General features: G+C 36.2%; 20 protein-coding genes. 19 read left to right on the top strand and 1 reads right to left on the bottom strand.

Annotated elements, in window-relative coordinates; translation table 11 throughout:
• Positions 1-6: 6 nt before the first annotated feature.
• From NST77_RS15705 to zupT, 17 genes are all read left to right on the top strand, one after another.
• Positions 7-306: a PTS sugar transporter subunit IIB gene (locus tag NST77_RS15705; protein WP_341123177.1), complete on the top strand. Its 300-nt coding sequence runs from the start codon at positions 7-9 to the stop codon at positions 304-306.
• A gap of 32 nt (positions 307-338) precedes the next feature.
• Positions 339-620, top strand: coding sequence for a PTS sugar transporter subunit IIB (locus NST77_RS15700; RefSeq protein WP_095330319.1), 282 nt, complete (start codon positions 339-341; stop codon positions 618-620).
• 96 nt (positions 621-716) lie between these two features.
• The gene (locus NST77_RS15695; protein WP_047943924.1) at positions 717-1,994 is read left to right on the top strand and encodes a PTS galactitol transporter subunit IIC; all 1,278 of its coding nucleotides are present in this window, start codon (positions 717-719) and stop codon (positions 1,992-1,994) included.
• A gap of 95 nt (positions 1,995-2,089) precedes the next feature.
• Complete coding sequence (locus NST77_RS15690; RefSeq protein ID WP_123258221.1) at positions 2,090-3,142, top strand: galactitol-1-phosphate 5-dehydrogenase; 1,053 nt, start codon at positions 2,090-2,092, stop codon at positions 3,140-3,142.
• On the top strand, positions 3,143-4,174 hold the full coding sequence (locus NST77_RS15685) for a zinc-binding dehydrogenase (RefSeq protein ID WP_095330322.1): 1,032 nt from the start codon (positions 3,143-3,145) through the stop codon (positions 4,172-4,174).
• A gap of 312 nt (positions 4,175-4,486) precedes the next feature.
• Positions 4,487-4,933 (top strand): ribose 5-phosphate isomerase B, encoded by a 447-nt coding sequence (gene rpiB / locus NST77_RS15680; RefSeq protein ID WP_123258220.1) that lies wholly within the window; start codon positions 4,487-4,489, stop codon positions 4,931-4,933.
• Positions 4,934-5,031: 98 nt separating this feature from the next.
• On the top strand, positions 5,032-5,919 hold the full coding sequence (locus NST77_RS15675) for a 6-phosphofructokinase (protein ID WP_123258219.1): 888 nt from the start codon (positions 5,032-5,034) through the stop codon (positions 5,917-5,919).
• Positions 5,916-7,928 (top strand): transketolase, encoded by a 2,013-nt coding sequence (gene tkt / locus NST77_RS15670; RefSeq protein WP_171509927.1) that lies wholly within the window; start codon positions 5,916-5,918, stop codon positions 7,926-7,928. Before NST77_RS15675 ends, tkt begins: the two co-directional genes overlap by 4 nt.
• A 228-nt stretch (positions 7,929-8,156) precedes the next feature.
• Entirely contained in the window at positions 8,157-9,350 is a 1,194-nt protein-coding gene (locus NST77_RS15665) for a PDZ domain-containing protein (RefSeq protein WP_341123175.1), read from the top strand.
• Positions 9,351-9,717: 367 nt separating this feature from the next.
• The gene (locus tag NST77_RS15660) at positions 9,718-11,070 is read left to right on the top strand and encodes a cytochrome ubiquinol oxidase subunit I (protein ID WP_095330327.1); all 1,353 of its coding nucleotides are present in this window, start codon (positions 9,718-9,720) and stop codon (positions 11,068-11,070) included.
• Complete coding sequence (locus NST77_RS15655) at positions 11,067-12,080, top strand: cytochrome d ubiquinol oxidase subunit II (protein ID WP_123258217.1); 1,014 nt, start codon at positions 11,067-11,069, stop codon at positions 12,078-12,080. The genes NST77_RS15660 and NST77_RS15655 overlap by 4 nt, the downstream gene beginning before the upstream one ends.
• Positions 12,081-12,095: 15 nt before the next feature.
• Positions 12,096-13,826 carry a thiol reductant ABC exporter subunit CydD gene (gene cydD / locus NST77_RS15650; RefSeq protein ID WP_341123173.1) on the top strand — a complete coding sequence of 577 codons (1,731 nt, stop codon included), beginning with the start codon at positions 12,096-12,098 and terminating at the stop codon, positions 13,824-13,826.
• Complete coding sequence (cydC, locus tag NST77_RS15645; RefSeq protein ID WP_123258215.1) at positions 13,826-15,544, top strand: thiol reductant ABC exporter subunit CydC; 1,719 nt, start codon at positions 13,826-13,828, stop codon at positions 15,542-15,544. Before cydD ends, cydC begins: the two co-directional genes overlap by 1 nt.
• 331 nt (positions 15,545-15,875) lie before the next feature.
• Positions 15,876-16,301, top strand: coding sequence for a MaoC family dehydratase (locus NST77_RS15640; protein ID WP_095330331.1), 426 nt, complete (start codon positions 15,876-15,878; stop codon positions 16,299-16,301).
• A 194-nt stretch (positions 16,302-16,495) separates the two neighbouring features.
• A complete protein-coding gene (locus NST77_RS15635; RefSeq protein ID WP_095330332.1) occupies positions 16,496-18,013 on the top strand; it encodes a flavocytochrome c in 1,518 nt (505 codons plus the stop codon).
• A gap of 187 nt (positions 18,014-18,200) precedes the next feature.
• Entirely contained in the window at positions 18,201-18,410 is a 210-nt protein-coding gene (locus tag NST77_RS15630; protein ID WP_123258214.1) for a hypothetical protein, read from the top strand.
• 293 nt (positions 18,411-18,703) lie between these two features.
• Positions 18,704-19,513: a zinc transporter ZupT gene (zupT, locus tag NST77_RS15625; protein ID WP_095330334.1), complete on the top strand. Its 810-nt coding sequence runs from the start codon at positions 18,704-18,706 to the stop codon at positions 19,511-19,513.
• 106 nt (positions 19,514-19,619) lie between these two features.
• Here the strand turns inward: zupT and NST77_RS15620 are convergent, their stop codons facing one another.
• Positions 19,620-19,838: a hypothetical protein gene (locus NST77_RS15620; protein ID WP_095330335.1), complete on the bottom strand. Its 219-nt coding sequence runs from the start codon at positions 19,836-19,838 to the stop codon at positions 19,620-19,622.
• A gap of 388 nt (positions 19,839-20,226) precedes the next feature.
• Here NST77_RS15620 and rpiA point away from each other — a divergent pair, with 388 nt between their 5' ends.
• Entirely contained in the window at positions 20,227-20,913 is a 687-nt protein-coding gene (gene rpiA / locus NST77_RS15615) for a ribose-5-phosphate isomerase RpiA (RefSeq protein WP_163187446.1), read from the top strand.
• A 238-nt stretch (positions 20,914-21,151) separates the two neighbouring features.
• Positions 21,152-22,387, top strand: coding sequence for a malic enzyme-like NAD(P)-binding protein (locus NST77_RS15610; protein WP_163187448.1), 1,236 nt, complete (start codon positions 21,152-21,154; stop codon positions 22,385-22,387).
• Positions 22,388-22,398 lie beyond the last annotated feature (11 nt).

Genomic DNA, 22,398 nt, shown 5'->3' with positions numbered 1-22,398 from the left:
ATTAGATTGAACAAGCTAATAGTACTTGTGGCATGTGGTGCAGGGATTGCTACATCAACAGTTGTTTTAGATCATTTAGAAGAATTATTTAGACGAGAAAATCTAAAGGTAGAGCTTGTTCAATGTAAAATAGCAGAAGTGGCAAGTTTACAAGATGATGCATTTTTAATCATATCAACTACTATATTGCCTACAAAATATAAAGTCCCAGCAATCAGTGCTACTGCTTATATTAGTGGGTTAGGTATAGAAAAACTAGATAAAGAGATTCTAAGTTATTTTGAAAGAACAAGCAAAACAATCTAAATACGTTAAAAGAATGGAAGGGGATTTTAAAAATGAAAAAATATAAAATTTTAGTAGCATGTGGAGCAGGTATCGCAACTTCAACTGTAGTTTGTAATCGAGTGGAGAATTTGGTGAAGGATAACAATATTAATGCGGAAGTTATTCAATGTAAAATAGCAGAAGTAGCTTCAAAACAAAGTGAGGCAGATATTATCGTTTCAACTACTATTCTTCCTACAACTTATCAGATACCAGCAATTATAGCTACGGCTTATATCACTGGAATTGGAATGGAAAGTTTAGATAAAAAAATTCTCGATCATTTGAAATAAGAAGTTAAGTGAATTTGGATGAAATTTCTGTTAATTGTTATATAACAATTAACAGAAATTAAATCTAATATATAACAAAAGAGAAGAGGGAAAAATATGCAAAAGCTATTAGATGGCGTTCAGTATGTATTAAATCTTGGACCAACTGTAATTTTACCTATTGCTATTATTCTATTGGGTCTTGCATTTAAGACAGGCTTTAAAAAGGCATTAAAAGCGGGAATAACTATTGGGATTGGATTTGTTGGGATTAACTTAGTTATTGATTTGCTTGTTAGTACTCTAGGCCCAGCTGCACAGCAGATGGTTGAGCGTTTTGGATTGAATCTAACAGTAATTGATACAGGATGGCCCTCAGCAGCAGCTTTATCTTGGGCATCACCTGTTGCAGCAATTTTAATTCCGATTTGTTTATTTGCAAATATCTTTTTCTTATTAACAAAGATGACAAAAACTTTGGATATTGATATTTGGAATTACTGGCACTTTATTGCAGCTGGTGCAACTGGCTATATTGTAACAGATAGTTGGTGGTTTGCAATTTTATGTGCAATTATTTATCAATATGCTGTTCTGTTTGTTGCTGATAAAACGGCTCCTATGGTTCAAAAATTTTATGGGCTTGATGGAATTTCATTACCAACTGGTTCTACAGCGGCATTCGGACCAATTGGTATATTAGTAGGCTGGGCTATCGCAAAAATTCCAGGAATAAATAAATTAAATGCAGACCCTGAAACTATTCAAAAGCGTTTTGGAATTTTTGGTGAACCAATGATGATGGGCATAATCCTCGGTGCACTTATTGGATTACTTGCTGGTTATGATATCGGAAAAATATTACAAACAGGTATTTCAATGGGAGCAGTAATGTTATTAATGCCGCGTATGGTTAAGATCTTAATGGAAGGCTTAATCCCTATTTCAGAGTCAGCACGGTCATTTTTACAAAAGAGATATGGCGATAGAGAGATTTATATAGGATTGGATGCAGCAGTATCTGTAGGACATCCATCAGTTATGGCAACTGCACTTATTTTAGTTCCAATTACATTATTTTTAGCTGTAATCTTACCAGGTAATAAAGTGTTGCCATTTGGTGATTTAGCGACAATTCCATTTTATATTGCGTTTGTTGTAGGATCTCGTAAAGGAAATATCATTCACTCTGTTTTAGCTGGAATCGTAATGGTAGCGTTATCACTATATATGGCTACTAATTTTGCGGAGGTTCATACTCAGATGATTTCTGGTGCGCAATTTACTTTACCTGAGGGTGCTACCCAAATTTCTAGCTTAGATCTAGGAGGTAACTTATTTAACTGGTTAATCTTAAAATTCTCTGAAGCGGTTGCCTTTTTATTTGGAAAATAACTAGAACTTAATGAATAAAAGCAGATGATTTAAGCAATTATGCTGGTGCGTCTGCTTTTATTATGAAATGAAAATAAGAAATGGAGGTTTAAACGATGAAAGCAGCAGTTCTCCACGCTGAAAACAAAATTATTTATGAAGATATAGAGCTAGAATCATGTAAAGCCACAGAAGTTAAGGTCAAAGTAATGGCGGCTGGTATCTGCGGATCTGATACACATAAAATGACAAGTGTTTGGAAATATCCATTACCAGCAATAATGGGGCATGAATTTTCCGGAATTGTTACTGAAATTGGATCTAAGGTTACAAATGTAAAAGTTGGTGAAAGAGTTGTTGTCATTCCTTTTATACCTTGTAACGAATGTGAATATTGTCTAAAGGGACAATTTTCATTGTGTGAAAATCATGGAATGATAGGATCCCAATCTTATGGAGGATTTGCAGAGTATTGTAATGTTCCTGCTACGAATATTTTATCAATTGGCGAAATGGATTTTGAAGAGGCAGCAATGATTGAACCACTGGCAGTTGCTTTACATGGAGTATTAAATATTAAGCCGCATTTAGGTGATGTAGTCGCAGTCTTTGGTGCAGGAACAATTGGTATGCTCGTTATTCAGTGGTTAAAAATAGCCGGGGTTAAAGAAATAATAGCTATTGATATTTCCGATGAAAAGTTAGCAGAAGCAAGAGCATTTGGCTGTGAAAAAACTATTAATGCAAAAAAAGAAGACTTATATCAAAAAATAGATGAATATACCAATGGCCTGGGTGTAGATATAGCTTTAGAATGTGCAGGTTCAAAAATTACACAAGAACAATGTTTATTGATTACACGTAAGAAGGGAAAGATCGGATATTTAGGCATTGCATATTCTGATGTAACTTTATCACAAAAAGCATTTGAAAATATTTTTAGAAGAGAGTTAACCTTAAAGGGATTTTGGAATTCCTATTCAGCTCCTTTCCCTGGTGAAGAATGGACAAAAAGCATTACCTTTTTACAAAAGGGACAAATTAAGTTGAAAGATTTAATTTCTCATCGATTTCCTTTAGAAGATACTCAAGCGGCTTTTAATCTAATTATTAATCGTGAAGAGAACTATGGAAAAGTGTTAATTTTACCAAATGGGAGTGAGAATTAAATGAAAGCTGTAACAAAATTAAAATCCGGCTATGATGAAATGGAGCTAATCGAAATCGATGAGCCTTCTGCATATGACGATAAAGTAAAAATAAAAGTTGCATACACAGGGATTTGTGGATCTGATATTCACACCTTTAAAGGGGAATACAATAGCAAAAATACTCCTGTTGTCTTAGGACATGAGTTTTCTGGTGTAGTAGTGGAGGTTGGCAAAGATGTTACAAGAGTAAAAGTCGGAGATCGAGTAACAAGTGAAACGACCTTTACAACGTGCGGAGAATGTATCTATTGTCAAGAAAAGGACTATAATCTTTGTCCAAATCGAACAGGTCTTGGTACACAAGTAAATGGTAGTATGGCAGAATATGTGATTGCTAGGGAAGAGAGCGTTCATGTTTTAAACGAAAAGGTTAGTTTAGAAGCAGCTGCTTTAACAGAACCATTAGCTTGTTGTGTTCATGCCGCGTTAGAAAAAACAACGATTGCAGAAACCGATACTGTTTTAGTATTTGGTCCTGGTCCCATTGGATTGTTATTAAGTCAAGTAGTAAAAGCACAAGGCGCCTTCGTTATATTGGCTGGCATTACAAAAGATAGAAAGCGATTAGATCTTGCAAAGGAATTAGGAATAGATGTTGTCGTTGATCTTTTACAAGAAGATTTGAGCAAAATGGTTTACCAATATACGGATGGCTATGGTGCAGATAAAGTATTTGATTGTTCGGGAGCAGTTCCAGCTGTAAACCAAGGTCTTGCACTAACAAAGAAAAAAGGAACATTCGTTCAAGTAGGATTATTTGCAAAGAAAGCAAATGAAATCGATCAAGAGTCCATTATTCAACGCGAAATTAACTATATCGGCTGTCGTTCTCAAAAACCTAGTTCTTGGGATATTGCCCTGAAATTACTTGAAGATGGAAAAATCGATACAGATAAAATGATTACAAAGATCGTATCACTTGCTGAATGGCGCAATGGTTTTGAAAAAGTAATGGCTGGTGATGAGATAAAAGTTTTAATTGAATCTTAAGCAGCTGTCAGATAAAAAATACTCCTCTTCCATCATAAAAGTGGGGTATTTTTATCTGTTTACTTTATTATAAATTATCTTCCATCACTAGATGGCACAAAAGGTAAAACAATATTGAGGATGAAAACGTATACAGTCAACTAGGATTTATGTGATAAAATGAACATGCCAAAAGGAACTAACAGAATGTAATGGGCATGAGAGTTGATTGTTTCATGATTCTATTATTTGGTTCTTCCTGGATGGAAATAATACGTCTTTTCCCATTCTGAATCCGATTAATAGAGTTGACTAATAGAAAGGATGAGGAGCATGAAGTTAGCTATTGCATGTGATCATGGTGGATTTTTGCTCAAGGAAGCAGTGAAGAAGTATTTATTAGAACAAGAAGTAGAAGTAGAAGATTTTGGTTGTCACAGTCGAGGAAGTGTAGATTTCCCAGACTATGCCAAAAAAGTGGGAGAATCGATTGTTAGAGGGCAAAATGATTTAGGAATTCTTTGTTGTGGAACTGGTATCGGAATGAGTATTGCGGCAAATAAAATAAATGGTATACGAGCAGCTGTAGTTGGAGATGTTTTTTCCGCGAAAGCTACTAGGGAACATAATAATAGTAATGTCCTATGTTTAGGAGAGAGAGTGACAGGAGAAGGTTTGGCCTTGCTAATAGTAGAAACATGGCTTCAGGCGGAATTTTTAGGTGGAAGACATGAAAGAAGAGTCGGAGCTATTGGGGAATTAGAGAAATACCTATGTTGATAGATCGATAAAGCTTATAAAGATAAAAGGATGGAAAACAGCTAATCAATAGAAATCTATAAGACTAAATAAATAACGGTAAACAGGGGGCATCCATTTTGAAGATAGGCATCATTATTGCAGGGCTACTGCCTGCAGGGGTAAAGCAGATTATTCATAAAATGTTTAATGAATGGACTCCAACTCATCAATTATTTGGGATTGAAGTGAATAAAGAAACAGGGAAAGCGGACTATCTTGAATTTATTGTGAATAATGATTCTCCCTATTTAAGTGATTCTGTATTGAAGCCATCACCATTAGTAGACAATATCAGATGGGAAGAAATCTGTTCTCCGATGGACAGTATAATTTTTATTGGCGATGAACAGGCAAAAGAACGATGGACGCAGACATTTGCAGCGAGCGAAACGATCCATTCCTTATATGTTCCTGTCTCTATTTATAATAATATCAAAGGTTCAGATTGGTCTTTAGGCTATGACACCGCAATTAATAGTATCACGCAAATGGTTCTGAAGGTAAAAGATACCATTCATTCGCTAAAATATGATAAACCAAGATTGTTTGGTTTTGCTATAAACGGGTTCCCATCGAATCATATGCTCCAAGATATTTCCATGGCGGTAGATGGTCATTTTTTAGCAAATACGGATGAATTAGAAGAAGTAGAGCTTTTATGCAATAAAATCGATAATAGTTTTAATTCTCTTCAAACTTCTTCTGTACTAGTTTATAGTCATTTAAACAAAGCAAGTGTAGAGAAGAACCTGATTCGCTCTTTAAATGTGGATTGGAAATACACGGAAATTGATGAAGCTCTGTGCATGGGAACCAATCCAACAACAATTGACCGAATTTTAGCAAACGAAATAGCGGAAATCATTTCATTATGGATAAAAAATGATAGTCCAACAGGAGAAATAGCAGTTAAAAAAGAGGGAGTTCTTTATTTAAATAAAAATTACGAAGGAATGATAGTATGACTAATACAGTTGTTGCAAATGTAGAAAAACTAGCAGTTAATACAATTCGAACATTATCCATTGATGCTATTGAAAAGTCAAATTCTGGTCACCCAGGAATGCCAATGGGGGCAGCACCAATGGCATACACATTATGGGCAAAGGAAATGAATCATAATCCGGCTAATCCTAATTGGTTTAACCGTGATCGGTTTGTCTTATCAGCAGGACATGGTTCCATGCTTCTTTATAGCTTGTTGCATTTATTTCAATATGATGTAACGGTTGATGATTTGGAAAATTTTCGTCAATGGGGAAGTAAAACGCCAGGTCATCCAGAGTTCGGCCATACTCCAGGTGTGGAAGCAACTACTGGCCCATTGGGACAAGGAATCGCGATGGCAGTAGGAATGGCAATGGCAGAAAGACACTTGGCAGAAACTTATAATAAAGAAAATTATCCAGTAGTAGATCACTATACGTACAGCATCTGCGGTGATGGCGATTTAATGGAAGGAGTATCGGCAGAAGCAGCATCTCTTGCAGGCCATTTAAAATTAGGTAGATTAGTAGTATTATATGATTCCAATGATATCTCGTTAGATGGTGATTTGCATCTTTCGTTCTCTGAAAGTGTTCAAAAACGTTTTGAAGCATATGGATGGGAAGTTATTCGTGTGGAAGATGGGAATAATATAGAAGAAATTCATAAGGCTATTATAAAGGCGAAACAATCAGATATTCCTTCTCTCATTGAAGTGAAAACCGTAATTGGATATGGTTCTCCAAATAAAGGCGGAAAATCTGCATCACATGGTGCACCGCTTGGAGCTTCTGAAACACAATTAGCAAAACAAACGTATGGGTGGGCATATGAAGAAGCATTCTATATTCCAGCAGAAGTATCGGAGCATTATGCGGCATTAGCACAAGCAGGCGCAGATAAAGAGAAAGCATGGAATGAACTTTATGAAAATTATAAAGCAGCCTATCCGGAATTAGCTGCTCAATTAGAATCAGCAATCAAGGGGAAATTACCAGCTGATTTGCAAGCAAAGCTACCTGAATTTACTGCAGGGGAATCGATGGCAACAAGAGAATCTTCTGGGAAAACGATTCAAGCAGCAGCGAAAGAACTTCCATTTTTATTTGGTGGCTCAGCTGATTTAGCAGGATCCAATAAGACGTTAATGACTGCTGAAAAGAACTTTGCTATCGATGGATATGCTGGTAGAAATATCTGGTTTGGTGTACGTGAATTTGCAATGGGTGCTGCATTAAACGGATTAGCACTACATGGTGGTGTAAAAGTATTTGGCGCAACATTCTTCGTATTCTCTGATTATTTACGCCCAGCAATCCGCTTAGCAGCATTAATGAAACTACCAGTAACATATGTATTCACACATGATAGTATTGCTGTCGGAGAAGATGGTCCAACACATGAGCCAATTGAACAATTGGCTTCCCTCCGCGCTATGCCAGGATTATCGATTATTCGTCCAGCAGATGCCAAAGAAACAGCAGCAGCATGGCAACTGGCATTAGAAAGTACAGATACACCAACAGCACTAGTATTGACACGTCAGAACCTGCCGACTCTCGACTTAACGAAGGGAGAAGCCTACGAAGGGGTGAAAAAAGGTGCATACATTGTTTCCCCAGCTCAAGGAAAAGCGCAGGCATTAATTCTGGCAACAGGATCAGAAGTATCCCTTGCAATCAATGCACAAGCAGCTTTAGCAGAAGAAGGAATTTCTGTAAATGTGGTAAGTATGCCAAGCTGGGATCTTTTTGAAAAGCAATCTCCTGAATATAAAGAAAGTATACTGCCGGAAAGCGTTCAAGCACGTGTTGCTATCGAGGCTGGTGCATCACTTGGCTGGAGAGAATATGTCGGAGCAAAAGGAGAATGTATCACCATTGATCATTTTGGTGCTTCAGCTCCGGCGGATAAACTTTTCCAAGAGTATGGATTTTCGGTGGAAAATGTTGTAGCTAAAGTGAAAGCTTCCATGGCAAGAAACTAAACACTAATGAATAAAAGCTAACGACTGTAATGGGTTGTTAGCTTTTTTAGTATAAAAAACTAGTATATAATTAGAAAAGCAGATAAAAAGATAGATATTTCTTCCACATAGTCTTTCTATTACCATATGAGTAGAATATAATAGATTTATACTATCAAAAAGATTAAATTCCTTTATTTTGAGGAATGAATAGATTGAAAGCTTATTGTAAGGATGGAGGAAGTTTTTATGTGGCAAGATTGGCTGCTTGAACTATTAAAAGGATTTGGTAAATTATTTTTGCATCCTGTTTTTTATTTATCATTTCTATTTGCCGCTTTTTTAGGGGTTTCTAGAGTGAAAAAAGAAAGAAGAAATTTCACAGTAAGAGCACAGGATGCTTATTTTGAACTGAGACAATTACTTCCACGAGGGATACTTGTAGGGCTATGTGTTTCTATTCTTTCAATTGGTCTTGTTTTAGTAATTCCAATGGAATTTATTATTTTCACAGGAATTTTCACCATAATATTTGCTTTAATTGGAAAAACAAGAATATTATCACCTGTTTACACGGCTGGTCTAGGCATTATAGCAAGTAGTGTGTCTGTTTTTCTTGGCTTGGATTATTTCTTGTTTTCTAAAAGCAATCTTCAGCCTTCTGAGTATATTTTTCCAACGGCAATTATCTTATTAGGATTATTGATTATTTCCGAGGGAATATTTGTTCGTGGAAACGGAGTAAAAGGGACTTCCCCGCGATTAAAGAAAAGTAAACGAGGCCAAGTTATAGGTGTTCATTTACTTGAAAGAGCATGGCTCATGCCGGTGTTTTTATTTATCCCTTCAGGCGTACTGACAATTCCATTTGAATGGTGGCCTATGTTTACTATTGCCAATCAAACCTATTCTTTAATTTTCGTTCCATTCTTGATTGGCGCAAAGCTAGAAGTGCAAGGAGAGCATCCTATTGTTGCTATTAGAAATGTGGGGCGAAATCTAATTATCCTTGGTTCTTTTGTCATAGTAGGTGGAGCGGCAACTTATTTATACCCGCTTGCATCACTTGGTCTAGTGTTTGTAGCAATTATCGGTCGTGAATGGATTACCTCAAAACAGAGAAATAAAGAAAAAAACAGATCCTTTTATTTTTCTAGAAAAAATAATGGGGTAGTAATTTTAGGAATTGTACCAGATTCGCCTGCTGATAAAATGGGACTTAGAATTGGAGAAATGATTTCGAAAGTAAATAGTATTCCCGTTCAAGATAAAATTCAATTGTATAAAGCTTTACAGAAGAATTCTGCCCATTGTAAATTGGAGGTCTTTGATAGTCATGGCGAAATTCGTTTTGTACAAAGGGCTCTATTTGAGGGCGATCACCACGAATTAGGTCTGTTATTGATTCCGGATGAAAAAGTTCATGGAAATGAAGCAGTTTAAAAATGTACTGTCTGCTGAATGTTCAAGTAGATTTAATTTTGCTAATCATCTTAAGTAGAAAAAATAAATAAGCCAGCAAGAACCAATTCTAAAATGGAGTTGGTTCTTTTTTATGTAAAAAACGCCACTGTGAAGATGGAAAAAAAATCCTTCTAAAAGTGTACACATATTACTTCCACCTCCTTATATTAACATTATAATCATAGTGTTAATATCAGTATTCGTATATTTTGGATAAGTACATAAGTACTTAATAATTAGGGTATTAATAAAGAAGTATAGATAGTATCCATGATTAAAATCCAAAATATTAATATATAGCTTAAACTTGCTCAATATTTCACTAAGGAAAACAGGAGGGAGAAACATGGAGTTTGATACAGTCACCATTAGCAGGATGATTACAGCAATGACCCTTATCTTTCACATTATCTTTGCTACATTAGGGGTTGGAGTACCATTGTTTATTTCTATAGCTGAATTTATTGGTATTAGAAAGAAGGATAAGCATTATGAATTGCTAGCCAAAAGATGGTCTAGGGGATTTGTGATAACGGTTGCGATTGGAGTAGTAACGGGAACAGCCATTGCTCTACAGCTATCTTTAGTATGGCCAAACTTTATGCAGCTTGCAGGTAATGTCATAGCACTGCCACTATTTATGGAAGTATTTGCATTTTTCTTTGAAGCGATTTTCTTAGGAATTTATTTATATACATGGGATCGCTTTAAAGGGAAATATACGCACTGGCTATTAACATTACCAGTTGTAATTGGTGCAGGGATGTCTGCGGTTTTTATAACGACAGTAAATTCTTTTATGAACTCGCCTAATGGATTTACTATGGTCGATGGAGAATTTGTTGCGGTTAATCCGTTAAAAGCGATGTTAAACCCATCATCACCGACTAGAATTTTTCACGTCTTAGGAGGTTCCTATTTGACTGTAGCAGCTATACTAGCAACGATTGCTGCTATTGCGTTATTGCGAAACAAAGGTGCACGAGAATATCATAAAAAAGCACTAAAGATGACGGTTATCGCTATGTTTATCTTTTCCGTAATTACTGCATTAGCAGGGGATGTATCGGCCAAATATTTAGCCAAACATCAGACAGAAAAGCTAGCTGCAGCAGAATGGCTATTTGAATCAGAAGAGAATGCAGATCTCCTTCTATTTGGATGGTTGAATGATGAGAATGAGGTCGTTGGAGCGATTCGAGTACCTGGCTTTTTAAGCTTTTTAGCACATGGCGATTTTACGAGCGAAGTAACAGGGTTAGAAGCTACCCCAGAAGGAGAAAGACCGCCATTGGTCATCCACTATTTATTTGATTCGATGGTATCTATTGGATTCTTCCTTTTAGGAATCTCGTTCTTATATATTGTATTAGCTAGGTTTAAACGCTGGAACCAGCATAATAGATTAATGCTATGGTTAATCGCTATAAGTGGGCCGCTTGCCATGTTAGCTGTAGAACTTGGGTGGGTTTTTGCAGAATTGGGAAGACAGCCATGGATAGTAAGAGGATATATGACTGTGGATGAGGCAGCTACATCATCTCCTTATATTTTGCAGATGTTTTTTCTATTTCTAGCACTGTATATAGTCCTTGGCACTCTATTTACGATCACCTTACGAAAATTATTTAAAGACAATCCAGCAGAACTGGAGTTAGAAAAGAACTACCCTGAATGGAAAGAGGGGATTGAAAAATGAGTTATGAGGTAATCGGGATTACGGTACTATGGTTATTTCTGTATGGCTATCTAATTGTAGCATCGATTGACTTTGGCGCAGGATTTTTTGCTTATTATGCAAAGATTACAAAGCAAGACCATATCATTAATCAAATCATTTCACGTTACCTATCACCAGTATGGGAAGTAACGAATGTGTTTTTAGTTTTCTTTTTTGTAGGTATTGTTGGTTTCTTTCCTTCTTCAGCCTATTATTATGGCTCCGCATTGCTGGTACCTGCAAGTTTTGCAATCGTTTTGCTAGCTATTCGCGGTTCCTTTTATGCTTTTGAAAATTACGGTTCTAAACAAAGTAATGTTTATATGTTTCTATATGGAGCGACAGGACTATTTATCCCAGCATCATTATCAGTCGCTTTAACGATATCAGAAGGAGGATATATTTCTGAACATAATGGCCAAGTTTCGTTAAAGTATTTCGAATTATTTACTAGTCCGCTAGCTTGGAGTATTGTTGCGCTAGCGATTGTATCTGTTCTATTTATTAGTGCAAGCTTTATTACTTATTATGCCTCAAGGGCAAAAGATCTAGCTGCACTTCAGTTAGTACGTAAATGGGCATTATTTTGGGCAACGCCAACCATTATTATGGCGTTGACAACAATGATTGCTTTAAGCCAGAGAAACCAAGTTAACTACGAAAATATGCTGGATTTATGGTGGGTATTTGGCTTATCAATGGGCTTTTTTATTATTGGGATCGGTCTATTATATATAGGCAGGAATTATGGGATTGCTTTTATTGCCATTATGCTGCAGTTTCTCTTTGCCTTTTTCGGATACGGAATGGCTAAATATCCTTATTTGCTCTATCCATACATCAATATTGAGGATAGTGCCACAAATCCATCCATGGCAATGGCGCTTATCATTGCCTTCATTGGAGGACTTTTACTGTTAATTCCGTCCCTAATATTATTGATGCGCCTGTTTTTATTCGATGCAGATTATGCCAAAGGAAAAAAATAAGAAGGCGGAATCATTATGCAAAATATAAAGAAAACAGTTTGGATGCATAAGAAAAAGATTTATTGTTTATTTGGACTAACCTTAATACTAGGATTTGCGATTGTTGCCCAGGCATATGTGATGACGTCCATTGTAGACGGTGTTTTCCTAAAAGAACAGTCGTTTTCAGCGATTATACCGTGGTTGCTGCTGCTGCTTATTATCCTATTTGTAAGGTCAAGTACCGATTATATAAGTAAACGAATTGGTGTTTCGATTGCGAGCAAGGTAAAAGGGGAAACACGAAAGAATTTATTAAAAAAATATGTTGCTAATTCTGTCCAGCTGAATGAAAAAGGACAGACAGGCGAAAAGGTAAGCATGCTTCTTGACGGTGTGGATGAGATGGATAGTTTTTATAGCCAGTTTATCCCCCAGGTTATGCAGAGTACCTTTGTGCCAATTTTAATGCTGCTTGTTATTCTTACTCAGCATGTGAATTCAGGGATTATTTTAATTGTTTCTGCCCCGTTTATTCCGATTTATATGATCGTAATTGGAATCAAAACCCAAAAAAAATCGGAGGAGAAGCTGGAAAAACTAGCTTCTTTTTCTGGTAAATTTTTAGAAACTTTACAAGGGCTAGTGACGTTAAAACTATTTGCTCAAACAAATCGGCAAAAAGGCGAATTAGAAAAAAGTAGTTTGAGCTTTCGCGATACAACACTAGAAATATTGAAGATTGCTTTTACACAATCCTTTGCACTTGAACTAATATCTATGCTAAGTATTGGAATTGTGGCTTTAGAACTTGCTATTCAATTAATTATTTATGAAAGTATTTCCTTTTTTACGGCTTTTTTGATATTAATATTGGTTCCAGAATTTTATACTTCCTTAAAAGAAGTGGGTGTAACGTTTCATAATGGCAGAAGCAGCATGGGAGCGGCAAAAAAGGTATTAGAAGTGTTTGAAGAGGAAGATGAACCCACTTTATGGGGAAAGCAAACCTTTCCTAAGTGGAAAGTACCGCCAACCATTCAGCTTCATCAAGTTGATTTTGCTTATACGAATACTAACTTCCGACTACAGTCGATAACAGCAACTTTTTTACCTAAGCAGCAAATTGCCATTGTAGGCGCAAGTGGTGCTGGCAAGACAACCTTGCTTCACTTATTAGCAGGTATGATTACTCCTGAAAAAGGGACGATTTATATTAATCATGAAGCACTCACTAAATATACAGAAGCTGCTTGGTTAGAAAGGATTTCTTATATATCGCAAACTCCTTATATTTTTTCAGGAACGATTGGCGAGAATATTGCGATGGGAACGACAGAGGAAGTTGGGATGCAGGCAATTGAAACGGCAGCACAATTAGCGGGAATTGCACCACTAGTTAATTCATTAGAACATGGCTTTGATACTCGAATTGGTGAAGCTGGCAGAGGGCTTTCTAGCGGTGAAAAACAAAGAGTTTCGATAGCACGTGCTTTTCTGAAAAAGCCTCATATTGTATTGTTGGATGAACCAACGCGTGGACTTGACTTAGCTACTGAAAAAATCTTACAGCAGTCAATTCAAAAATTAAAGGAGACAGCTACGGTGATTACCGTTGCCCATCGTTTGCATACGATAAAAAATGCTGACCAAATTCTTTTTTTAGAAAATGGGAGACTCCAAGCTGTTGGGACACATGAATCATTATTAGAAATTTCACCTGCATATAAGGAGATAGTAATGATTCAAAAAGGGAGGGCACAATAATGAGTGCGCTGCAGAAAATAATGAGATTAATGTTAATAGAGAAAAAAGACATTATTATAGCGGTAGTATGTGGTTTTATTGCTGGAATTAGCAGTGTCGGCTTATTTGCTGCAAGTGGTTATCTTATATCTAAGTCGGCATTAATTCCTCCCTTCTATACTTTAATTATATTAACTTCAACTGTTAAGTTACTTGGTCTTGTTAAAGCAGGAGCAAAATATGGAGAACGTCTTTCATCACATCGAGCAACTTTTACGATTTTAAGTAATTTGCGAGTGGCTTTCTTTGAAAAATTGACGCCGCTTATTCCGCAAATATTTCATAAATATAGAAGCGGGGATTTACTTGCGCGTGTAGTTGGAGATGTAGAAAGCTTGCAAAATTTCTTTTTAAGGGTGTTTTACCCACCGCTTGTGCTCTTACTTGTTTTTGTCAGCACGATCTTATTTACTAGTTTTTATTCCATCACCATTGCGCTGATTCTCTTACTTGGTTTTTTCTTGACGACAATTATCATTCCGGCACTATTTTCCTTAAAGCAGGTTAATATTAAAGGGAAAGTTAGGCATGCGCGAGGTGATTTATCCACCCATATTACAGAGGTGATGTATGGGTTTCGCGAATTAAAGCTGTTTCATCAATTACCATATAAACAACAACAGCTATTAAATCGTTCTGAATCGTATATCAATGAACAAAAACGAGAAAATTTAAATAAAGTATCGAGTCAATCATTTAATGGTTTTATCACGTTGGTTACAAGTTGGACTGTCATAGGAGTTGGAGCCTATTTAGTTGCGAATGGCATGCTTGAGGGGATATTTTTAGCAATGCTTGTTATGATTTCTTTAACTGTCTTTGAGTCTGCAGCTCCAATGGCTGTATTTCCAATTTATATGCAAGAAAGTAGAGATGCATCAAGTCGCTTATATGAAGTGGTAGAAGATCCTAGTTATAAAAAGAATCATAGTGATTCTGCTATTAATAAGTTATCTAGCCTTCCGCCATCATTAGAGTTTAAAGATGTGCAATTCACTTACATGGGGGATTGGCGCAGCACGATTCCTAACATATCCTTTACGATACCAGCTAGGTCAAAGACGGCAATTGTTGGTGCCAGTGGTTCTGGAAAATCGACTGTCCTTCAGCTGATCTTAAAGCTGCAAGAAGTAGATGCCGGAAATATTTATTGGGGAGAAGCAGATATAACATCTGTATCTGGTGAGGCTATATGGGAACAAACAAAAGTTGTCTTGCAGGAGAATTATTACTTTTATGGTACGATTCGTGAAAATCTTCAATTAGCTGCATCAGAACTTAGTGACACACAAATGGAAGCAGTATTAGCAAAGGTGCAGCTAGAACATTTTTCCCTAGATCATCGCGTATTAGAAAAAGGAGAAAATCTTTCAGGCGGAGAAAAACAACGCTTAGCTATTGCCAGAGCATTTTTGAAAAAAGGACATCTATGGTTATTAGATGAGCCAACCTCATCACTTGATGCACAGACAGAACAAACTATTTACAAAGAAATTTTTAAAGATGCTGATCAGGATACATTTATTATTGTCAGTCATCGTTTAAATGGCTTAGAGTCCATGGATCAAATTATTGTAATGGATCATGGCGAAATTATCGAGTGCGGTTCTTACAAGGATTTAATGGATAAGCAAGGTTATTTTTATCAAATGAAGGTACTAGAAGAAAGCTTGCTTTAAGGAAAAAATGAAAAGTTATTTGTTTTGAACTTTGCAAAAGATGGGAATAGAGAAACTGGCGGACCGAATCCATTGCATTAACTCACCGCTTGCCCTAGAAAGTGAAGTGTATTCAGTCTGCAGGTGATCTCCACTCCCATTACTTTTTCATGCGCTACATAGTATTTGTATCAATAACGTAACAATACTTTATATCAGAGGGTAAGCCCCTCTCTTAAGCCTCATAAATTTGATTTGCGGAAATGAAAGATTAGTGTAATCATTAATTGTGAACCCAGTTACATTGTTTTAGAGAAAAAACATTATTTACAAGAAGAAGAGGGAAGTAACGATGAAATTAGATGAATTTACAATCGGACAAACTTTTCAAACGAAGACGCTTTCATTAACGAAAGAAGAGATTATAAAGTTTGCAGAAGAATTTGATCCGCAGTATTTGCATGTAAATGAAACGAAAGCGAAAGAAGGAAGATTCAATGGCATAATTGCTTCAGGGATTCATACTTTAGCTATTTCCTTTAAACTATGGGTCGAAGAGGAGAAATATGGTGAGGATGTTATTGCCGGAACAGGGATGAATAACGTACAATTTATTAAACCTGTATATCCAGGTGATAAGTTGTATACGATTGTAAAAGTTCTTGAAAAAAAAGCCAATAAAAGTGCTACCGGTATTCTTACTGTATTGCTTAAGACGTTTAATGATAAAGAAGAGGAAGTATTTACAGGAGAATTATCTGTATTAATAAAACGATAAAAAAGAGGGAAATAGGCTGTCGATATACTCCTTATAAGAGTATTGGCAGCCTTTTTAGATTTTCCATTGTGACAGGTAAATGAAATTCTAACTTTTTTGTGAACTTATGCACAAACTATGTTTTTGGTGCTATACTTTGGTAGATGAAGGCACCTGAGCAATGAATAGAATAGGTGCTGTATGGAGGTAAAAAGATGAAAAAAAGAATAACATCTATGCTTATCTTAGTTTTTTCCCTAGTGCTTGTCCTTGCTGGTTGTGGAAACGACAAAGCAAGTAACACGCAAAAGCAAGAAAAAAAAGATAAGGGGGCAGAAACAGTATCAGGAGCGTCCAAAACTAGTTATACGCCATATGAAGAACTTAAAGACAGCTATGATATTATTATTGTTGGCGCTGGCGGAGCTGGAATGACAGCTGCGTTAGAAGCAAAGGCCAAGGGATTAAATCCAGTTATCCTTGAAAAAATGCCGGTTGCAGGAGGTAATACAACAAAGGCTTCTTCTGGAATGAATGCTTCAGAAACTAAATTTCAGAAAGAACAAGGCATTAAGGATAGTAATGATAATTTTTATGAAGAGACATTAAAGGGTGGTCATGGAACAAATAATAAAGAAATGTTACGTTTCTTTGTTGATCATTCTGCAAGTGCTATTGATTGGCTAGATTCCATTGGTATCCGGTTAAATAATTTAACGATCACAGGTGGAATGAGCGAAAAACGTACTCATCGTCCTGAAGATGGCTCAGCAGTTGGGCAGTACATTGTAGATGGATTATTGAAAAATGTGCAAGAAAAGGATATACCATTATTTGTTAATGCAGATGTGAAAGAAATAACAGTAAAAGACGGGAATGTAAATGGCGTCCATGTATTATTCAATCAAACCGATGAAAAAGAAATTGCTGCAAAAGCAGTTGTTGTCACTACTGGTGGATTCGGCGCCAATATGGAAATGATTAAAGAAGTAAGAAGTGATTTAGGAGACTATGTGACAACAAACCAAGCTGGTAGTACTGGTGACGGAATTAAAATGATTGAAAAACTAGGTGGGACAACCGTTGATTTAGATCAAATTCAAGTCCATCCAACTGTACAACAAGATGAATCATATTTAATAGGAGAAGCAGTTCGTGGAGAAGGTGCAATAATGGTCTCTGCAGAAGGAAAAAGATTTACAAACGAATTAGACACGCGTGATAAAGTTACTGCGGCAATCAATGAGCTTCCAGAAAAAGCGGCATTTTTAGTGTTTGATGCTGGGGTGAAATCTCGTGTAAAAGCTATTGAGCAGTATAAAAAAATGGGATTTGTATTAGAAGGAGAAACAGTCGAGGCTCTAGCGGAAAAGATGAATGTTTCTGCTGACGAGTTAACTGCCACGCTAGAAACATGGAATAGTGCTGTTAAAAATAAGGATGATCAAGCTTTCGGAAGAACAACAGGAATAGACAATGATTTATCCAAAGCTCCTTTCTATGCTATTAAAATTGCCCCAGGTATCCATTATACAATGGGGGGAGTAAAAATTAATACAAACACAGAAGTCCTTAATAAAGAAGGAGCGCCAATCCCAGGCTTATTTGCAGCAGGGGAAGTTACCGGTGGACTTCACGGAGAAAATCGAATTGGCGGTAATTCTGTCGCAGAAATAATTATTTTTGGTCGTCAGGCTGGTGTGAAATCTGCAGATTATGTAAAAGCAAAATAATCGATAGTACTGTGAAAGCTTATATTTCAGTTTCATTAGCCAATTAGGCTGATAGATAAAAGGTTCAAATCACTTTTGATTTGGACCTTTTATTTTGCTATTAAGATTATTGTCTTAAATAAATTAATTAGGGACATCGGACAATCTCTTGCTTTCATACGTTAAATGCAAAGGGGAGCTGTGGAAAATGAAAGACAATAGAGGAAAAGAAGTAATGATTGTGGTTTTAGAATTTTCACAAATGAAAAGATTTTTAATGATGGATATGGGAATCGGCACTTTGTCCTATTATTTAATTAAAATGATTAATGGCAATCTCCTTATTGATTTAATAGGAAGTACGATTATTACTGAGGGAGTTAAAAGAGTGTTTAAAGGGATAAATAATAAAAAATAAGACTATTACCTAGAAGATGGAGCTGATTTCGAAAAAACAAAGAAGGAAGGAAAGAAAGTGATCTTTTTGCGTATAATGTATTAAGTGATGTTAATGGTTAGGGAAGAAGGATAAAAAAAGCAAAAGATTAGCATAGAGATATGGATAATTCACCTATAATACATAATGTATAGATTGACGAATATTTGGAATTTAGATAAAATTTTTCCTGAGAGAAACATTTTTTAATGAAGAAATAAATTTTATATAAATGAAAAACACAGAAATATTATAGTAGATAAAGGGGGATTTAAATGCCCGAAAATTTATTAATTGCCTTTGGTTTAACATTATTAGCAGGCCTTGCTACTGGGATAGGAAGTGTCCTTGCTTTTTTTACATCCACCACAAACACAAAGTTTCTCTCTTGGATGCTTGGTTTTTCAGCAGGAGTAATGATTTATGTATCGATGATTGAAATTTTTGTGAAGGCAAAGGATGCATTAGTAGGATCATTGGGGATACAGACTGGGAATTGGCTTACGGTGGCGGGTTTTTTTGGTGGAATTCTCCTTATTGCCTTGATCGACAAATTTGTTCCAGAGCAAGGAAACCCACATGAATTAAAGAAAGTAGAGGAAATTAATAAATCTAATCTAAAAAGGACAGATCATTCTTTATTAAAGATGGGAAGTTTTACAGCATTGGCAATTGCTATTCACAATTTTCCAGAAGGAATTGCAACCTTTACGGCAGCTTTACAAGATCCAGGACTGGGGGTAGCAATTACTGTTGCCATCGCCATACATAATATACCAGAGGGGATTGCTGTGGCAGTACCCATTTACTTTGCAACAGGTGATCGAAAAAAGGCATTTAAACTTTCGTTTTTATCAGGATTAGCAGAGCCAGTTGGCGCATTAGTTGCTTTTCTCATCTTGATGCCATTTCTAAATGATGTTATGTTCGGTCTCATATTTGCAGCAGTAGCAGGAATCATGGTGTTTATTTCTTTAGATGAATTACTGCCAGCAGCCAAAAAATACGACGAAGGCCACTTATCCATATACGGCCTGATAGCAGGGATGGCTGTGATGGCAGTAAGTTTGTTATTGTTTATATAATGAAAAATTATATGGTCAATGTCCTTGAATACTGGATTGATTCAGCCGGAATCCACGCACCCGAAAGGGAAGTGTATTCCGGTTTTCATTTTAATAGAATTCACCATTACTTCTTTTCTAATAAGTTGTTTTCCTTCTCCATTTTTTCCACTTCTAATTTCAATTTTTCTGTTTCTAATAAGAAATTTTCATGTTTTAATCTTTCCAGCTCTAACTGATCTTTTAGCATTGCTTTGTTGAGCTTGGCCCTTTTTTCTAAATGATCCGTGATAATTCCAGCTAGGGAACTCAAGAATATAGCTATTACAATCACAATAATAATCATCATATAACTCCCTTATATTGTTTATTAACAAATACGAAAAACGCATGAAAAAGTTTCAAATGAAAGACAAACGAACTATGACTCGGTAAATTGGAATTTTTTTGCGGAATAACTAAGGAGGAAATGAAATCATTTAAAAGGGCACAAAAAAGGAAATCGGACAGTTCAAAAAATATAATGGCTTCTTTTTTTGAAGGAAAATATGATTATTGCAGCAAAAGCGATCTATAGGAGGAATGCAGATAAAATGGAACAAGTGAAAAATAAAGTGAAAGTATATTTAGGAGAAAATTTCTAAGGAAAATAGATGAAAGAGAAGGCGTTATCATCTATTATAGAAGGAGGATAACTATTTGGATGAATAAAAAAAAGTGTGTAGGTGAACAGAATGGAAAGACAGGATGAAAAAGTATTAGTCGGAGAAGCAGCAGTCATTCAATTTGTGAAAGATGGGATGACAGTCGGACTAGGCACGGGATCTACTGCCTATTATGTGATAAAAAAAATGGGAGAAATGATTAAGAAGGGGGTGGAATTAAAAGGTGTAGCAACGTCAAAGGCTACAGAAAAATTAGCTAGCGAATGTGGAATTCAGCTGATTGATATAAACGAAGTAGAGCAATTAGACATTGCTATTGATGGAGCGGATGAAATTGATGATAACTTCTTTGCGATTAAAGGGGGCGGCGGAGCATTATTGCGTGAGAAAATAATTGCCAGTGCTGCTAAAACCTTTATTGTAGTTGCTGATGGAAGCAAGAAAGTCCGATCATTGGGGAAATTCCCTCTTCCTATTGAAGTCGTACCTTTTGGTTATAAACATACAGAGAAAGCCATTCGAAAATTTGGCTGCAAAACAGCGATACGGCAGAAAGATGGCAAGCTCTTCGTAACAGATAACGGAAATTATATTATAGATTGTTCTTTTCCTACTATCCAAAACCCCACTCAATTACATCAAGACTTGAATAATATAGTAGGGGTAGTAGAGAATGGCCTTTTTATTAATATGGTAGACGTTTTAATTTCCATAAATGAGCAAGATCAAATCAGCGTGGAGCATAAGAACAGGTAATTTTAGATATAGGGGATTTATGTAGATAAATTCCCTTGTAATGATGGTTTGATAAAGAAGAGTGGCAGTCTGTAGAAATGCTTTGGAACAGTTTTAAAGATATTCTTTATTTTTTCTTGAAAGCGTTTCTTTTTTTGTTTCTACGTTATATTATCGTAGATAGGGAGGGGAATCCTTAACTAAGAAATGCATCCAATGGAAGGATGCAATCATGTTACAGAAATAAGGGAGAGATAGAATGTCTTTACGAGAAGATGCTTTACATATGCATCAAGTCAAACAGGGGAAATTGGAAATCCATGCAAAAGTGGAAGTGAAAAATGCCCAAGATTTAAGTTTAGCTTATTCTCCGGGAGTAGCAGAACCATGTAAAGAAATTTTTGAGAATCCAGAAACTGTCTATGACTTTACCATGAAGGGTAATATGGTGGGCCTTATCACCAATGGTACATCTGTACTTGGTTTGGGTAATATTGGTGCTGAAGCATCTTTGCCAGTAATGGAAGGGAAAGCAATATTGCTTAAAAGTTTTGCAGGTGTAGATGCCTTCCCCATTGTTTTAAATTCAACAGATGTAGACAAGATAGTAGATGCAGTTAAACTAATGGCTCCTACTTTTGGTGCCATTCACCTAGAAGACATTGCTGCTCCACAGTGTTTTGAGATTGAAGAAAGATTAAATCAAGAATTAGCCATTCCAGTTTATCATGATGACCAGCATGGTACAGCAATTGTAGCTTTGGCAGGACTTCTAAATGCCCTTAAGATTGTAAAGAAAGAAATGAAGGATTTGAAAATAGTAATAAATGGTGCGGGCGCTTCAGGTATTGCTATTACAAAGCTTTTCAACTCTTATGGTGTAACTAATATGATTATATGTGACACAAAAGGGGCGATCTTTGCTGGCAGGACAGCTGGGATGAATCCAGCGAAAGAATCTGTTGCAGCGTATACGAATGTTAAGTTGACGAGAGGTACACTGAGAGACGTTTTGGTGGGAGCAGATGTATTTATTGGTGTTTCTGTAGCAGATACTTTAACGAAAGAAATGGTACAGACAATGAATAAGGATGCGATTATCTTTGCGCTGGCAAATCCAGTACCAGAAATAAGTCCGGCACAGGCGAAAGAAGCGGGCGCAGTCATAGTTGGAACAGGAAGATCAGATTTTCCGAACCAAGTAAATAATGTATTGGCCTTTCCAGGAATTTTTCGTGGTGCTTTAGATGTTCGTGCAACCACTATTAATGAAGAAATGAAAAAGGCAGCAGCTGAAGCGATTGCAGGCTTAGTTGCGGATGCTGAGTTGAATGAGGATTATGTAATTCCAAGTCCCTTTGATCCTAGAGTTGCTCCTGCTGTTGCTTCTGCTGTGGCAAAAGCAGCAATGGAAACAAAGGTAGCAAGAATTCAAGTTAATCCAGAAGCTGTAAGACTGAAAACAATGAAAATGACGACTTTTGATAAAGAATAAAAGGATTGATG

It is taken from the genome of Niallia sp. FSL W8-0177, from assembly GCF_038006285.1.
In the GTDB taxonomy this organism is placed as follows: Bacteria; Bacillota; Bacilli; order Bacillales; family Cytobacillaceae; genus Niallia; species Niallia circulans_A.
The sequence above is the reverse complement of the archived record's forward strand: the minus strand, read 5'-3'. Positions and strand labels throughout refer to the sequence as shown.

Excerpts from the sequence above, each read along its gene's own strand:
- NST77_RS15635 (WP_095330332.1), top strand. The coding sequence starts at position 16,496 with ATGAAAAAAAGAATAACATCTATGCTTATCTTAGTTTTTTCCCTAGTG.
- NST77_RS15695 (WP_047943924.1), top strand. The coding sequence starts at position 717 with ATGCAAAAGCTATTAGATGGCGTTCAGTATGTATTAAATCTTGGACCA.
- rpiA (WP_163187446.1), top strand. The coding sequence starts at position 20,227 with ATGGAAAGACAGGATGAAAAAGTATTAGTCGGAGAAGCAGCAGTCATT.
- NST77_RS15630 (WP_123258214.1), top strand. The coding sequence starts at position 18,201 with ATGAAAGACAATAGAGGAAAAGAAGTAATGATTGTGGTTTTAGAATTT.
- NST77_RS15610 (WP_163187448.1), top strand. The coding sequence starts at position 21,152 with ATGTCTTTACGAGAAGATGCTTTACATATGCATCAAGTCAAACAGGGG.
- cydD (WP_341123173.1), top strand. The coding sequence starts at position 12,096 with ATGCAAAATATAAAGAAAACAGTTTGGATGCATAAGAAAAAGATTTAT.
- tkt (WP_171509927.1), top strand. The coding sequence starts at position 5,916 with ATGACTAATACAGTTGTTGCAAATGTAGAAAAACTAGCAGTTAATACA.
- NST77_RS15700 (WP_095330319.1), top strand. The coding sequence starts at position 339 with ATGAAAAAATATAAAATTTTAGTAGCATGTGGAGCAGGTATCGCAACT.
- NST77_RS15685 (WP_095330322.1), top strand. The coding sequence starts at position 3,143 with ATGAAAGCTGTAACAAAATTAAAATCCGGCTATGATGAAATGGAGCTA.
- rpiB (WP_123258220.1), top strand. The coding sequence starts at position 4,487 with ATGAAGTTAGCTATTGCATGTGATCATGGTGGATTTTTGCTCAAGGAA.
- NST77_RS15620 (WP_095330335.1), bottom strand. The coding sequence starts at position 19,838 with ATGATTATTATTGTGATTGTAATAGCTATATTCTTGAGTTCCCTAGCT.
- NST77_RS15655 (WP_123258217.1), top strand. The coding sequence starts at position 11,067 with ATGAGTTATGAGGTAATCGGGATTACGGTACTATGGTTATTTCTGTAT.
- NST77_RS15690 (WP_123258221.1), top strand. The coding sequence starts at position 2,090 with ATGAAAGCAGCAGTTCTCCACGCTGAAAACAAAATTATTTATGAAGAT.
- NST77_RS15640 (WP_095330331.1), top strand. The coding sequence starts at position 15,876 with ATGAAATTAGATGAATTTACAATCGGACAAACTTTTCAAACGAAGACG.
- cydC (WP_123258215.1), top strand. The coding sequence starts at position 13,826 with ATGAGTGCGCTGCAGAAAATAATGAGATTAATGTTAATAGAGAAAAAA.
- NST77_RS15660 (WP_095330327.1), top strand. The coding sequence starts at position 9,718 with ATGGAGTTTGATACAGTCACCATTAGCAGGATGATTACAGCAATGACC.
- NST77_RS15665 (WP_341123175.1), top strand. The coding sequence starts at position 8,157 with ATGTGGCAAGATTGGCTGCTTGAACTATTAAAAGGATTTGGTAAATTA.
- zupT (WP_095330334.1), top strand. The coding sequence starts at position 18,704 with ATGCCCGAAAATTTATTAATTGCCTTTGGTTTAACATTATTAGCAGGC.